Annotated in this window: 15 protein-coding genes; 1 reads left to right on the forward strand and 14 read right to left on the reverse strand. The window is 70.0% G+C overall.

Translation table 11 applies throughout. The annotated features are described in order from the left end of the window. The first annotated feature begins 85 nt into the window (after positions 1-85). Positions 86-574, forward strand: coding sequence for a transcriptional regulator (locus ACSP50_RS31855; RefSeq protein WP_014446326.1), 489 nt, complete (start codon positions 86-88; stop codon positions 572-574). 113 nt (positions 575-687) lie between these two features. Here ACSP50_RS31855 and nusB read toward each other — a convergent pair whose 3' ends face one another. The 14 genes from nusB to ACSP50_RS42680 all read right to left on the reverse strand — a co-directional run bounded on the left by nusB (position 688) and on the right by ACSP50_RS42680 (position 13,651). Beyond that, positions 688-1,122, reverse strand: a complete 435-nt coding sequence (nusB, locus tag ACSP50_RS31860; RefSeq protein ID WP_014693427.1) for a transcription antitermination factor NusB — start codon at positions 1,120-1,122, stop codon at positions 688-690. Continuing rightward, on the reverse strand, positions 1,122-1,679 hold the full coding sequence (gene efp, locus ACSP50_RS31865; protein WP_014693428.1) for an elongation factor P: 558 nt from the start codon (positions 1,677-1,679) through the stop codon (positions 1,122-1,124). The genes nusB and efp overlap by 1 nt, the downstream gene beginning before the upstream one ends. A 75-nt stretch (positions 1,680-1,754) precedes the next feature. Beyond that, positions 1,755-2,174, reverse strand: coding sequence for a type II 3-dehydroquinate dehydratase (gene aroQ, locus ACSP50_RS31870; protein ID WP_014693429.1), 420 nt, complete (start codon positions 2,172-2,174; stop codon positions 1,755-1,757). Continuing rightward, positions 2,171-3,235, reverse strand: coding sequence for a 3-dehydroquinate synthase (aroB, locus tag ACSP50_RS31875; RefSeq protein WP_014693430.1), 1,065 nt, complete (start codon positions 3,233-3,235; stop codon positions 2,171-2,173). Before aroB ends, aroQ begins: the two co-directional genes overlap by 4 nt. A 360-nt stretch (positions 3,236-3,595) precedes the next feature. After that, positions 3,596-4,099, reverse strand: a complete 504-nt coding sequence (locus ACSP50_RS31880; RefSeq protein ID WP_014693431.1) for a shikimate kinase — start codon at positions 4,097-4,099, stop codon at positions 3,596-3,598. Further along, positions 4,099-5,277 (reverse strand): chorismate synthase, encoded by a 1,179-nt coding sequence (gene aroC / locus ACSP50_RS31885; protein ID WP_014693432.1) that lies wholly within the window; start codon positions 5,275-5,277, stop codon positions 4,099-4,101. The genes ACSP50_RS31880 and aroC overlap by 1 nt, the downstream gene beginning before the upstream one ends. A 57-nt stretch (positions 5,278-5,334) precedes the next feature. Beyond that, positions 5,335-6,195 (reverse strand): shikimate dehydrogenase, encoded by an 861-nt coding sequence (locus ACSP50_RS31890; protein ID WP_014693433.1) that lies wholly within the window; start codon positions 6,193-6,195, stop codon positions 5,335-5,337. Positions 6,196-6,218: 23 nt separating this feature from the next. Then, a complete protein-coding gene (mltG, locus tag ACSP50_RS31895) occupies positions 6,219-7,406 on the reverse strand; it encodes an endolytic transglycosylase MltG (RefSeq protein WP_014693434.1) in 1,188 nt (395 codons plus the stop codon). 149 nt (positions 7,407-7,555) lie between these two features. Then, a complete protein-coding gene (gene mltG, locus ACSP50_RS31900) occupies positions 7,556-8,737 on the reverse strand; it encodes an endolytic transglycosylase MltG (RefSeq protein ID WP_014693435.1) in 1,182 nt (393 codons plus the stop codon). Next, complete coding sequence (ruvX, locus tag ACSP50_RS31905; protein WP_014693436.1) at positions 8,738-9,199, reverse strand: Holliday junction resolvase RuvX; 462 nt, start codon at positions 9,197-9,199, stop codon at positions 8,738-8,740. Positions 9,200-9,424: 225 nt separating this feature from the next. Then, entirely contained in the window at positions 9,425-12,106 is a 2,682-nt protein-coding gene (gene alaS / locus ACSP50_RS31910; protein WP_014693437.1) for an alanine--tRNA ligase, read from the reverse strand. After that, the gene (locus ACSP50_RS31915) at positions 12,103-12,393 is read right to left on the reverse strand and encodes a hypothetical protein (RefSeq protein WP_014693438.1); all 291 of its coding nucleotides are present in this window, start codon (positions 12,391-12,393) and stop codon (positions 12,103-12,105) included. The genes alaS and ACSP50_RS31915 overlap by 4 nt, the downstream gene beginning before the upstream one ends. Before the next feature lie 26 nt (positions 12,394-12,419). After that, positions 12,420-12,869: a DUF948 domain-containing protein gene (locus tag ACSP50_RS31920; protein WP_014693439.1), complete on the reverse strand. Its 450-nt coding sequence runs from the start codon at positions 12,867-12,869 to the stop codon at positions 12,420-12,422. Positions 12,870-12,949: 80 nt separating this feature from the next. Then, positions 12,950-13,651, reverse strand: coding sequence for a hypothetical protein (locus tag ACSP50_RS42680; RefSeq protein ID WP_155123694.1), 702 nt, complete (start codon positions 13,649-13,651; stop codon positions 12,950-12,952). Positions 13,652-14,805: the final 1,154 nt, after the last annotated feature.

Consider the following 14,805-nt stretch of genomic DNA (forward strand, 5'->3'; position numbering starts at 1 on the left):
CGCAAACTCCGTACCGTCACGCAGCGTAGCGATCCGTGAGGAAGAACCCTCCGGGAAGGCACAGCACAGTACTGGGAGTGTCCGAATGCCGTCTGAGTACGCGAAGTCACTGGGCGCTCGTCTGCGCTCCATTCGCCAGCAGCAGGGCCTGTCCCTGCAGGGCGTCGAAGAGAAGTCCAACGGCCGCTGGAAGGCCGTCGTGGTCGGCTCGTACGAGCGTGGCGACCGTGCCGTGACCGTCTCGCGCCTGGCCGAGTTGGCCGACTTCTACCGGGTGCCCGTCTCCGAGCTGCTGCCCGACGGCAGCGGCATCCGCCTCGAGGCCACCAACAAGATCGTGCTGGACCTCGAGAAGCTGTACGACACCACCGGTGAGGACCTCGCCTACGTGGCGCGGTACGCCCGGGCGATCCAGCAGCAGCGTGGCGACTACAACGGCCGGGTCCTCTCGATCCGCGCCGACGACCTGCGCGCGCTCGCCATCGTGTACGACATCTCGCCGTCCGGCTTGATCGAGCGGCTCACCGAGCAGGGCGTCCTGGTGGCCGACCCGCGGGCGTTCTTCGCGAGCTGACGCGCTCACCCCGAGCCCGCGTCGGCCCCCCAAGATCGGCGCGGGTTCTCACCACGTACGAAACATGAAAACGGCCCGGACCGAAGAGCGGTCCAGGCCGTTTTGCGGTTTTTCTACCTTGTGGCGAAAGCGGCGATCCGGTCCAGCAGACCGTTGAGGAACCTCGGGCTGTCGTCGGTCGACATCTCCCGCGCCAGCTCCACCGCCTCGGTGATCGCCACCGGGTCGTCCACGTCCGGCTCGAAGAGCAGCTCGTAGACGGCGATCCGGGCCAGGTTGCGGTCGACGACCGGCATCCGGTCGATCGTCCAGCCCTCGGCGTAGCTGGCGATCAGCTCGTCGACCCGGTCGATGTTCTTGGCGACACCCTCGATCAGGGTGATCGCGTACGCCAGGTGCTCGGGGTGCGGCTTCGCGATCCGGTCGAGATAGGTGACCAGCACCTGGCTCGGCGGCAGATCGCGCATGTCGGCCTCGAAAAGGACGTCCAGCGCCCGCTTGCGCGCCTTGCGGCGCGCCAGCCGTTCCTTCTTGGGACCTTCCGCCATCAGCTGCGGCCGAGGTAGCGGCCGTCGCGGGTGTCGACCTTGATCTTCTCACCGGTGGTGATGAACAGCGGAACCTGAACCGTGGCGCCGGTCTCGATCGTCGCCGGCTTGGTGCCACCGGTCGAGCGGTCGCCCTGCAGGCCCGGCTCGGTGTAGGTGACCTCGACGAAGACGCTGGTCGGCAGCTCGATGTAGAGCGGGACGCCCTCGTGCAGCGCGACCGTGGCCTCCGCCTCGGGCAGCAGGTAGTTCGCGTTGTCACCGACCGTGGCGCCGGGGACGTGGATCTGCTCGTAGGTGTCCAGGTCCATGAAGACGTAGTCGTCGCCGTCCTGGTACAGATACTGCATCGTGCGCTTGTCCACGGTCGCCGTCTCGACCTTGGTGCCCGCGTTGAAGGTCTTGTCGACGACCTTGCCGGAGAGCACGTGCTTCAGCGTGGTGCGCACGAAGGCCGGACCCTTACCGGGCTTGACGTGCTGGAACTCAACGACGGACCACAGCTCCTTGTCGAGGTTGAGAACCAGGCCGTTCTTCAGGTCGTTGGTGGAAGCCATGTCCTGCCTTGATCTTGACTCGAATCGTTGACCGAACCACTTTACCGGCGATTCGCTGGTGAGGGCGAATCGGGTCTACCGGCAGATGTGCTCCAAAGCCAGCCGGTACCCGTCGATACCGAGCCCGGCGATCACCCCGGTCGCCACCGCCGAGATCACCGAGTGGTGCCGGAACTCCTCACGCGTGTGCACGTTCGAGATGTGCACCTCGATCAGCTTGCCACGCAGCATCGCGCAGGCGTCCCGGATCGCGATGTTGTAATGCGTCCACGCGCCCGGGTTGAGCACCACGTCGGCGCCCTCGTCGGCGGCCTCGTGCAGCCAGCCGAGCATCTCGTACTCGGCGTTGGTCTGCCGGACGGCGATCTCCCTGCCGAGATCATCGGCGACGGTCCGGCACATGTCGACCAGGTCCTGATACGTCGTCGTGCCGTAGATGTCCGGTTCCCGGGTGCCCAGCCGGTTCAGGTTCGGCCCGTTCAACACGTAGATCATCGCGCCACCGCCGCGTACGCCCGCCGCAGCAGGTCGTCGTCCGGCCCGGTCAGGATGCCCGGCTTCGCCAGGCCGTCCAGCACCACGAAGCGCAAGGTGGCGGCCCGCGTCTTCTTGTCGACGCGCATCCCGGCTTCCAGCTCACCGAAGGCATGGCGGTCGTACGACGTGGGCAGCCCCAGCCGCACCAGGATCTCCCGGTGGCGCCCCGCGGTCGCGTCGTCCAGCCGCCCGGACAGCCGCCCCAGCTCGGCCGCGAAGATCATGCCCACCGCCACGGCATGCCCGTGCTTCCAGGTGTACCGCTCCCGGCGCTCGATCGCGTGCCCCAGCGTGTGCCCATAGTTGAGGATCTCCCGCAGTCCGGACTCCTGGAGATCCACCCCGACCACGTCGGCCTTGACCCGGATCTTCCGCTCGATCAGCTCCCGCAGCACCTCGCCGCGCGGGTCCAGCGCCGCGTCCGGATCCGCCTCGATCAGCTCCAGGATCCGCGGGTCGGCGATGAACCCGCCCTTGACCACCTCGGCCAGCCCGGCCGCGATGTCCTCGGCCGGCAGCGTGTCCAGCGCGTCCAGGTCACAGATCACCCCGGCCGGCGGGTGGAACGCCCCCACCAGATTCTTGCCGGCCGCGATGTTGACCGCGGTCTTCCCCCCGACCGCGGCGTCGACCATCCCGGCGACCGAGGTCGACACCGGCACCCACCGCACCCCGCGCAGCCAGGCCGCCGCGACATAGCCGGCCAGATCGGTGGTGGCACCCCCGCCGACCCCGACCACCACATCGGTCCGGGTGAACCCGGCGGCACCCAGCGCATCCCAGCACCGGGCGGCGACCTCGACGGTCTTCCCCTTCTCCGCGTCCGGCACCTCGATCGGCACCACCGTGCACCCACCGACTGCCTTGGCGACCGCCTCGGCCCGCTCCCGCAGCGCCGCCGGATGAACCACCGCCACCCGCGCGGCGCCGTCGATCATCGGAAGAAGCTCGTCGTGCAGACCGCGGCCGACGATCACGTCGTACGGGCGGTCACCATGCACCGGGATTCGCGTCACCACGGCCGTCACCCTATCCGCGAGCCGCGCTTCTGTCCGCTGTGCTCGGCGCGGTTCCGCCAGGTGGGCGGTTCCGTCCGGCGGCCCCCGTCGACGAATATCCATTGCCCACCGGTTTTCCGCGCTCATAGTGTCCACGGCAACCCGCGAAAGGACGATGACATGCTTCCGGCACTGCGCCGCCTCGGGCCCGATGACCGGCTCGTGGGCCGAGGCAGGTCTGTTGGTGGAGGACAATGCGGCGGCCGAGCGTCTGTACCGGTGTCACGGCTTCCGCAGGACGGCTGAGTGTCAACCACACCCCAACCGTCCCGGCGTGACCGAATACGTGATGAGCCGGCGGCTCGGACCACACGTTGCGGACTAGGCCCGCAGGAGGGCGGCGACCTCGGGGGCGATCTCCTCGGGCCCGCGGCCGTCGGTCAGCACCGTGTGGGTGGCGACCTCGGTGTAGAGCGGCCGCCGCTGTTCCAGCAGGAACTTCATCGTCGCCCGGGGGTTCATCGCCAGCAGCGGGCGGCCGGCGCCGAGGCCGACCCGTTTGATGGCGTCCGCCAGCTCCACCGAGAGGAAGACGACCGTGTGGTCCTTCAGCAGGGCGCGGGTGGTCTCGTCCAGGATGGCGCCGCCGCCCAGGGAGAGGATGCCGTCGAAGGAGGACAACGACTCGGCGACGACCGTGCGTTCCAGGGTGCGGAAGGTGGGCTCGCCGTCCTCGACGAAGATGTCCGGGATCGGCTTGCCGGCCCGCTGCTCGATGATCGTGTCGGTGTCGGTGAAGGACAGGCCGAGGGTGGCGGCGACCGCCTCGCCGATCGTCGTCTTGCCGGCGCCGGGTGGGCCGACCAGGACCGCGCGCGGGGGCATCAGCGGACCACCAGGTTGTCCCGGTAGGAGGCGAGGTTGCGGCGGATCTCGGCGACCGAGTCGCCGCCGAACTTCTCGGTGGCCGCCTCGGCCAGGACCAGGGCGACCATCGCCTCGGCGACGACCGCGCCGGCCGGGACCGCGCAGACGTCGGAGCGCTGGTTGATCGCGGTGGCCGGCTCGCCGGTGGTGATGTCGATGGTCTGCAGCGCCCGGTTCAGGGACGAGATGGGCTTCAGCGCGGCGCGGACGCGCAGCGGCTCGCCGTTGGTGATGCCGCCCTCCAGGCCGCCGGCCCGGTCGGTGACCCGCCGGACGCCGTCCGCCGTCGGGACGATCTCGTCGTGCGCGACCGAGCCGCGGGAGCGGGCCTGGGTGAAGCCGTCGCCGATCTCGACGCCCTTGACCGACTGGATCGACATCAGGGCGGTGGCCAGCCGGGCGTCGAGCTTGCGGTCCCACTGCACGTGTGAGCCGAGGCCCGGTGGGACGTGGTAGGCGAGGACCTCGACGATGCCGCCGAGCGTGTCCGCGTCCCTCTTGGCCGCGTCGACCTCGGCCACCATCCGGGCGCTGGCCTCCGGGTCGAGGCAGCGCAGCGGGTCGGCGTCGATCCGGTCGAAGTCGTCCAGGGTGGGGATCAGGCCGGTCTTCGCGGCGACCGAGCCGAGCTCGATCACATGCGACACGATCTCGATGCCGAGCGCCTGCCTGATCAGCTGCTTGGCGACGACGCCGACGGCGACCCGGGCGGCGGTCTCCCGGGCGCTGGCCCGCTCCAGGATCGGCCGGGCGTCGGTGTGCCCGTACTTCTGCATGCCGGCCAGGTCGGCGTGGCCGGGGCGCGGGCGGGTCAGCGGGGCGTTGCGCGACTGGGCGGCCAGCACGTCCGGGTCGACCGGGTCGGCCGACATGACCGTCTCCCACTTGGGCCACTCGGTGTTGCCGACCCGGATCGCGACCGGGCTGCCCAGCGTCAGCCCGTGCCGGACCCCGCCGATGAACTCGACCTCGTCCTGCTCGAACTTCATCCGGGCGCCACGCCCGTAGCCCAGGCGGCGGCGCACGAGGTCACGGGTGATGTCGGCGCTCGTCACCTCGATCCCGGCGGGCACACCCTCGAGCATGGCGACGAGCGCCGGTCCGTGCGATTCACCTGCAGTAAGCCAGCGCAGCATGGGAAGAAGCCTAGTGTCGGCGGGGACCGATCCGACGAGAGGGCCCGCCGGTCCCACCTACCGGTTGCGGGCCGCCTCGTCGAGCGCGGCGCGCATCGCCTCCTCCGGGGCCTCGGCCACCCCGGTGAATTGCTCGAACTGACTCAGCGCCTGGGCCAGCAGCAGGTCGAGCCCGGACACCACGGTGACGCCCGCGGCGATCGCGGAGGCGGCCAGCGGGGTGGGCCACGGGTCGTACAGCGCGTCGAAGAAGACGCCGCCGGAGCGCCAGGTGACCTCGGCGGCCAGCGCGTCGGCGGCGCCCTTGGGCACCGTGGAGATCACCGCGTCGGCGTCCAGGGCGGCGGCCGACCACGGGGCCCCGTCCAGCTTGACGCCGAGCGCGCCGGCCACCGGCTCCAGTTCGGCACGGGCCTCGGGGCGGCGGGTGACCACGGTGACCACCTCGGCGCCGAGCTCGGCCGCGGCGGCCAGGGCGGCCCGGGCGGTACCGCCGCCGCCGAGGACGGTGATCCGGGGCGGCGCCTCCTTGGCCGCGTGTCGGCCCGTCCCGGCGCCCAGGCCGGCCGCGCGCAGCACCCGGACCATGCCGGGGATGTCGGTGTTGTCGGCATGCCACCCGCCGTCGTCCTGACGGATCAGGGTGTTGGCCACGCCGGCGGCGATCGCGGCCGGGGTGGCCGAGGCGGCCAGGGTGAGCGCGGTCTCCTTGAGCGGCATGGTCAGCGACAGACCGGCCCACTCCGGGCCGAGGCCGGCCACCAGGCCGGGCAGCTCCGCCTCGGCGCACTCGATCGCCTCGTACGTCCAGCCGGTCAGGCCGGCCGCGGCGAACCCGGCGCGGTGGATCACCGGGGAGAGCGAGTGGGCGATCGGCTTGCCGAGCACGGCCGCGCGGCGCGAACTGGTGGTCTGCACGGCCGTATTCTACGGAACCGGGCTCAGCACAGCGGGATGCCGTTGTGACAGGCGAGCTGCCTGTTGCGCTCGTGGTCGTCGCCGGTCTTGCCGTACGCCATCGTGCCCTTGGTGTCGACGCTGATGAAGTAGTAGTACGGGAAGTTCTCGGTCGGGCTCATCGCGCCCTTGAGCGCGCCCAGGCCCGGGTTGCCGATCGGCCCGGGCGGCAGGCCCGGCTTGTCGTGCGTGTTGTACGGGTCCTTCGGGTCGTGCAGGTCGGCGTTGGTGAGCTTCTCCGACGCCTTCGAGCCCTTGCCGCTGATCCGCAGCCAGTAGTTGACCGTGCTGTCCAGGCCCAGGCAGTGGCAGGCGAAATCGCCGTACGCCCGGTTGTAGACGACCCGGGACACCTTGGGCATGTCCTCGTCCTTGAGTGCCTCGGCCTGGGCGATCGAGGCGACGATCAGTGCCTGGTACGGACTGATCCCGCCGCGCGTCTTCTGCACCGTGGAGACGAACTCCAGCTGGTCCATCTGGGTGTTGAAGTTCGCGATGATCGTCTTGAGCACGTCGGTGGCGTCGGCCTTGGGTGACAGCTCGTAGGTCGACGGGAACAGGAAGCCCTCGATGTCGGTCTTGTCGGCCTTCTTGCCGTCGGTGCGGGTGAACCAGGACGGGTCGACGCCGAGCGCGACCGGGTCCTTCGCCGCCTTGGTGAACTCGGCCACCGGGATCTTGGTGGCCTCCGACAGCTTCTGGAAGGTCTGCTGGTACGACAGGCCCTCGGGCAGGGTGACCCGGGTGACCCAGCGGCTCTTCGGGTCGAGCATCAGGGTCAGCGCGTCGGCGGCCTTCATCTGCACCTTGAGCCTGTACCACCCGGCCTGGATGTTCTTGCTGCGGTTGTTGTCCTTGGCGGCGTCGACGAACGCCTCCGCCGAGGCCACCACCTTGGCCTGGTACAGCGTGTTGCCGATGTCCGTGGCCGACTGGCCGCTCTGCACCTGCACGATCGTCTCGGCGCCGCCGGGCCCGGAGTAGTCGTCGGCGACGAAGAAGCCTTTCACCTTGCTGTAGACCAGCCAGCCACCGCCGGCCAGCAGGGCGAGCAGGACGAGGCTGAGGAAGAACGCGATCGCCGACCGGCCGGTCCGGCCCCGCTTGTGGCGCGGCGCGTCCGGCTGTGGCTGCTGTTCTTCCGCCAGCACCGAATCCAGATCGTCGAGCATTTCCGCCTCCGCTGTATGTCCAGCTTTGTCAAGCCCCCGGCTGGAACTACGAGCCGAAGGCTGTCACGGATCGACTTCCGGCGCTACCCCACAACAACGGCCGGCGGGGTTGGAACCCCGACCGGCCGTCGATGTGTCCGGGATCCGCCTCAGCAGATCGGAATACCGTTCTGGCAGGCGATTCGGATGTTCGCCTGGTGCTCGTCGTTGGTCCGCCCGTACGCCATCGTGCCCTTTTTGTCGATCGTCACGAAGAAGAAGTAATTGCTCTTCGGGGCGGTGACGGCACCCTTCAGGGCGACCTCGCCGGGGCTGCTGATCGGCGTGATCGCCAGGCCCTTGGCGTCATAGTTGTACGGGTTCTTCGGGTCGTGCAGCTCCTTGCGCAGCAGGTTCTCCGACGCCTTGGCGTCCTTGCCGCTGATCCGCAGGTAGTAGTTGACCATGCTGTCCAGCTGCATGCAGCTGCACGGGAACTCGCCGGTGTAAGCCCGGTTGTAGAGCACCCGGGCGACCGGGCCCATGTCCTGCGGCAGCAGCGCCTCGACCTGGGCGATCGACGCGGCGACCAGCGCCTCGTACGGCGAGATGTTGAGCTTGGACGCCTGGTTGGCGAAGTCGAGCTTGGTCATCTCGTCGTTGAAGTGCGTGATGATGATCTTGAGAATGTCCTCGGCCTTGGCGTCCTTGGGGAACTCGTAGGTCGCCGGGTAGAGGAAGCCCTCGATCTTCGACGGGTCGACCTTCTTGCCGTCGCGCCGCTTGAACCACATCGACGGCACGCCCAGCTTCTGCACGTTCTTCGCGGCCGCCTTGAAGTCGTCGACCGGGATGCCGGTCGACTTCGACAGCCGGTCGAAGATCTGCAGCGAGATCAGGCCCTCCGGGATGGTGACCTTGTTGACGTTCTTGTTCTTCAGGTCGAGCAGCATGGCCAGGGCGTCCTTGGCCTTCATCTCCTTCTTCAGGAGATACGTTCCGACCTGGATGTCCTTGCTCTTCGGGTCGTCCTTGGCCGCGTCGACGAACGCCGCGGCACTCTTCACCACACCCGCCTTGAACAGGGTGTTGGCGATGTCGGTGGCGGTGTTGCCGGACTTCACCTCGACGACGGCCTCACCGGTGCCCGGCCCGTCGTAGTCCTCGACCGTGAAGAAGCTGCGGATCTTGCCGAAGCCGATGTAGCCGACGCCACCCAGCGCACCGAACAGCAGGAGCACCAGGGTGAGGGCCATGATCGTACGCCCGCGGCCGCGTTCCTTCTTGCGATGCCGCCACCGGCCCGGGTCCTCGGCTCCCTCGAACATGGGATCCAGGTCGTTGTCGCTCAATTAAGTCTGCCTCCGCTGCGCGTCCAGCCAGCCCTGCAGGATCTCCACGGCGGCCGCCTGGTCGACGACCGCCCGCTGCCGACGCCCGCGGACACCCCGTTCGCTCAGCCTACGGCTGGCCACGACGGTCGACATCCGCTCGTCGGAGAGCACGACGGGCCGCGGCGCGACCAGCGCACCGAGCCGCTGCGCATACGCCCGGACGTGGCCGGCCGCCACGCCCTCACGCCCGTTGAGCGCCACCGGCAGACCCACGACGACCTCGACGGCCTCGTGTTCCTCCACCAGCGCGACCAGCTCCGCCAGGTCGGTGGGGAGCTTGTCCTCGCCGGCCTGCTGGTCCCGCGCCACGGTCACGACCGGGCTGGCCAGGATGCCGTCCGGATCGCACTTGGCGACCCCGACCCGCACCTGACCGACGTCCACCCCGAGGCGCACGCCCCGGGTGAAGCCGTGCGTCACGCTCTCTCCCCGCACACCGGCAAAACCGCGTCTCCAAGTCCTGCGAACCCTACCTTCGACCACCGTGGGTCAATATCGACGTACGCCGATAAAAACCCCCGATCGCGGGCAAAGCTTAACCGTTCCGCCCGCCGATACAACGGCCACCTGTAGTCCCGCCGGGAATTCTCAAGGAAAAGGAAAGGATCCGTCGCACTGGGCGACGGATCCATTACCAACCTATTCTCAGTTCGCGTCGGCGAGCGCCTTCTCCACCGCGGCGAGCAGGTTCGGCGCCTCGGCCGCCGGAACGCCGCCGCCCTGCGCCAGGTCGGCGTTGCCGCCACCCCGGCCGGACAGCGCGCCCTTGACCAGCTCGCCGGCGGACAGGCCGCGACCCTTCGCCGCCGCGTTGATCGCCACGATCAGCGTCGCCTTGCCACCTGACCGCGCGGTCACCGCGACCACCGCCGGGCGGGCCGGATCGAACTTGCCGCGGATGTCCTGGGCCAGCGTGCGCACGTCGTTGCCGCCCGCGCCCTCCGGCGCCTCGGTGCCGACGAACGCCACCCCGCGCAGCTCCTTCGCCTGGTCGACCAGCCCGGCCGCACCCGCCAGCACCATCTGCGCGCGCAGCTTCTCCAGCTCCTTCTCCGCGTCGCGCAGCGCCGTGACGGTCTGCTCGACCCGGTCGGCGACCTGGTCGCCGGGCACCCGGAACAGGTCGGCCAGGCGGGACACCAGCAGGTGCTCCTTGGCCAGGAAGCCGAACGCGTCGATGCCGACCAGCGCCTCGACCCGGCGCACCCCCGAGCCGATCGACGACTCGGTGAGAATCTTCACCAGGCCGAGCTGGCCGGAACGCGCCACGTGCGTGCCGCCACAGAGCTCCCGGGCGTAATCGCCGACCTCGACAACCCGTACCTCATCGCCGTATTTCTCACCGAACAGCGCCATCGCACCGAGCCGGCGGGCCTCCTCCTGCGAGGTGATGAACGCGTTGACCTCCAGGTCACGCAGCAGCACCTCGTTGATCTGCTGCTCGACGTCGAAGAGCACCGACGGGTTGACCGCGCCCGGGGTGTGGAAGTCGAACCGCAGACGGCCCGGCGCGTTCAGCGATCCCGCCTGGGTGGCCGACTCGCCGAGGAAGTTGCGCATCGTCTGGTGGACCAGGTGGGTCGCGGTGTGCGAGCGGGAGATCGCCTTGCGGCGGGTCACGTCGATCTCGGCGAGCCCGGACTCACCGGCGCGCACCTCACCCTGCACGACCCGCGCCTTGTGCACGATCAGCCCGGGAATCGGCTGCTGGACGTCGAAGACCTCCACCTGACCGCCGCCGACCTTGATCAGGCCGGTGTCCGACTGCTGACCGCCACCCTCCGCGTAGAACGGGGTGGTGTCCAGCACCAGCTCGATGGTCTCGCCCTCACCGGCGACCTCGACCCGGCCCTTGGCGCCGATCAGCGCGCGGACCCGGGACTCGCGGGAGATCTCCTGGTAACCGGTGAACTCGACGGTGCCGCCGGCGTCCAGCGCCGACCGGTACGCCGACAGGTCCGCGTGCCCGGTCTTGCGCGCCGCCGCGTCCGCCTTCGCCGCTTTCCGCTGCTCGGCCATCAGCCGGCGGAAACCGTCCTGGTCGACCTGCAGGCCCTGCTCCTGCGCGATCTCCAGGGTCAGGTCGATCGGGAAGCCGTACGTGTCGTGCAGCTTGAACGCCTGGTCACCGGAGAGCTGCGTCTTGTTGGCCGCGCGCGTCTCGGTGATCGCGGTGTCCAGGATCGTGGTGCCCGCCTTCAGCGTGGAGAGGAACGCGTCCTCCTCCGCGTACGCGTACGTCGAGATCCGCCCGAACTCCTCGGCCAGCTCCGGGTACGACGGCGACATGCAGTCCCGCGCGATCGGCAGCAGCTCGGTGAACGCCGGGCCCTGCCAGCCGAGCAGCCGGATCGACCGGATCGCCCGGCGCATGATCCGGCGCAGCACGTACCCGCGGCCCTCGTTCGACGGCACGATGCCGTCGCCGATCAGCATCAGCGCGGTCCGCACGTGGTCGGCGATCACCCGCAGGCGCACGTCGTCCGGGTGGCTCTCGCTCGCCGCGTGCCCGGAGTGCGCGCCGTACTTCTTGCCGGTCATCTCCGCGGCGCGGGCCAGGATCGGCCGGACCTCGTCGATCTCGTACAGGTTGTCGACACCCTGCAGGATCGACGCGATGCGCTCCAGGCCCATGCCGGTGTCGATGTTGCGCTTGGGCAGGTCACCGACGATCGTGAACTGCTCCTTCGAGCGCACGTCGGTGATCTCGTGCTGCATGAAGACCAGGTTCCAGAACTCCAGGTACCGGTCCTCGTCGACCTCCGGGCCGCCCTCCTTGCCGTACGCCGGGCCACGGTCGTAGTACAGCTCGGAACACGGGCCGGCCGGGCCGGGGATGCCCATCGACCAGAAGTTGTCCTTGTTGCCGCGGCGCACGATCCGCTCGGCGGGCAGACCGGTCTGCTTCCAGATCTCGATCGCCTCGTCGTCGTCGAGGTAGACGGTCGCCCAGATCTTCTCCGGGTCGAGACCGAACCCGCCCTGGTCGACCGGCTTCGTCGACAGCTCCCAGGCGAGGGGGATCGCGCCCGCCTTGAAGTAGTCGCCGAACGAGAAGTTGCCGTTCATCTGGAAGAACGTGCCGTGCCGGCTGGTCTTGCCGACCTCGTCGATGTCCGGGGTGCGGATGCACTTCTGCACGCTCGCCGCCCGCTGGTACGGCGGGGTGCGCTGACCCAGGAAGAACGGCACGAACTGCACCATGCCGGCGTTGATGAACAGCAGGTTCGGGTCGTCGATGGCCGGCAGCGGGGCACTCGGGACCACCGTGTGCCCGTTAGCCTCGAAATGCGCCAGGAAGCGCCGCTTGACTTCCGCCGTCTTCATCGATTCCCCTCCTGCGAACCGGGCCGCGTGTCGTCGCGCAGCTCGGCGAACTTGTCCTCGTACAGAACCCCTTCGGCGAACGCCTCGTGGATCTGCTGTTCCCGCTCGGCCATGCCGTCGCGGACGTCCTCCACGAAGCTACGCAGCGACTCGACGAGCCCGCCAGCGGATTGCGAGAGCGAGGTGGCGATCCCGGTCGGGGTGAACTCCTCGGCCTTGCGCGTGAGCTTGCGCACCACCAGCGCGCCGACGGCGAGACCGACACCCAGCCAGAGCAGGCGTTTCATGGCAGCATTTCCTCTTTCCGGGCGGCTCAGCGGGTGGCTTTGCGACGGCGCTTGATCTCGGTGCGGACCTCACGGTCCTCCTCGGCGGCACTGCGGGCCCGGGCGGCCTTACGCACGCCGTACCCGAACGAGGCGACCTTGACCAGCGGATTCGCCGCGGCCGCGGAGACCACGGTGACCAGGTTGGCGACATTCGCGGTGATGTTCTGCACGTGCTCGGTCATGGTGTCGACCTTGGCCAGCTGCAGGTTCACCCCGTCCAGGGAGACCTGGACCTGGCCGAGCGCGGTGTTCACATTTTCCACGGTGGTGTTCACGTTGCCGAGCAACGGACCGGTGCGATCGACCACCTCATTGATGCCCCGGGTGGCGGCATCGATCGTGCGCCCCAGCTTCAGCAGCGGGAAAGCGAGCACGACGACGAGCATCAGGAAGGCGCCCGCCGCGATCAGACCTGCGATTTCTCCGGCGTTCATGTAACGCGTCTCCTCTTCGGGCAGTCACGGAATCGGCGGGGACAACGTGCAGACCCTACCGTCCGTGACCACCACGCGCGTCACGACGCCTGCGGTGTCGGCTGCAAGAGCGGATCGTTCTGGTTCAGAACCGGATCCGGCGTTGCGCCCACCGGGCCCGGATGCTGATCCACCTTGCCCCGCTCATCGGTGATCTCGTCACGCACCTTGATGCTGACCGTCGATCCGTCCGCACACTTCTGCGCGCCCTTCGTCCCGGCCTCCGCCTGGTCGGTCCCGGCATCCGGCAGCGCATCCGCGGCCACCTGATCGACCGCGCAACCGGGGAGGCCGACCGCCAGGTCCAGAGTGAACTCATCACGCCGCCAGCAGGTGTAGGTGCCCTCCTCGGCCTTGATCGGCGACTCCGGGCAGCCGGCCACCTTCCACGGCGACCAACCGGCCTCGGTCAGCGCCTTGCTGTAGGCCTCGGTCGTCTCCTTGAACGGCCGCTGCGATTCGGTCGTGCGCTCCCGGAACCGGCAGTCGCCGAAACACCAGCGGCTGCCGCTGTTCTTGTCGTCCGGCTTCTGATCGGCCCAGGACGGCACGTTCAGCGCGTCCAGCGAGGCGAAGACCGGGTCGCTGCTGACCGCGCGGATCCCGAAGAAGGCGGGCAGCACCAGCAACACGACCGCGGCCAGCGTGGTCAGGGTGATCAGCCGCAGGCGGCGCTGCGACCGGAGCTTCTGCCGAAGCTCCGACAGACCACGCTCCGGTTCGCCGCCGGGCCCGCTGTCCATTCCGGTCCGATTGCGCGGTACGCCGGCAGCACTCCCGGCGCGGGCAACCGCGATGGTGCCGGTGCCCTTGCCACCCTCGTCCCGGAAACCGTCCCCGTCCCCACTCCCGGACCCGTCCCCGCCTTCGAACCCGTCGCCGCTCCCCGGCCCGAACCCGTCGCCGCTCCCCGGCCCGAACCCGTCACCGCTCCCCGGCCCGAACCCGTCGCCGTTCCCCGGGCCGAACCCGTCACCGCTCCCCGGACCGAACCCGTCGCCGCTCCCCGGACCGAACCCGTCACCGCTCCCCGGACCGAACCCGTCGTTCCGGCCCTGGCCTGGGACCGAAGCCTTGCCCGTCCCCTTGCCCGTCGCGGGGACCGGAGCGCCGCCCGGCACCGAGGCCGATCCCGCACCCCGCTGTGCCACAGCGGCCGCACCCGCGTTCCCGGGCATCGCGACCGAGGCCGCTCCCCGCGGGGCGTTGCCCGAACCGGTCGCGTCCGCGCCGTTCCCCGGCACACCGGCGGCACCTCGCGGCGGCAGACCACCCGGACCACCGGGCTCGCGCCCGTTCCCGGGCACACCCGCGGCACCCCGCGGCGGCAGACCGCTCGGACCACCGGCCTCCGGCCCGTTCCCGGGCACCGAAGCCGCGCCCCGCCCGGGCAGACCGCTCGAAGCACCCGCCTCGAGGTCGACCGGATCGCCCTGACCCGGCACAGCGACCGACGCCGCGCCCCGGTTCGGGCCGCCCGGGCCGTTCCGGGGCACGCTTGCCGCGCCACGACCCGGTCCGGTCGGACCGTTCGGGCCGCGGAGATCGCCGGGACCACCCACGCCGCCGGGACCGTTCGGAACCCCCGGGCCGCCGGGCCCGCCGGAACCACCAGGCCCGCTGCCCGGCACGCCCGCCGTACCGCGACCCGGGCCACCGGGGCCGGTGCCCGGCGCGCTCGCCGCGCCACGACCCGCGGTGCCCGGACCACCCGGACCACCAGGCCCGCCCGGTACACCGGCCGCGCCACGACCCGGACCACCCGGGCCGCCGCCCGGTACACCCGCCGCAGCACGACCCGGACCACCTGGGCCGCCACCGGGTACGCCTGTTACACCACCGGGACCGTTACCCGGCATACTCGCCGCACCACGACCTGGACCGCCGGAGCCGGTGC

This window comes from Actinoplanes sp. SE50/110, from assembly GCF_900119315.1.
Taxonomy (GTDB): Bacteria; Actinomycetota; Actinomycetes; order Mycobacteriales; family Micromonosporaceae; genus Actinoplanes.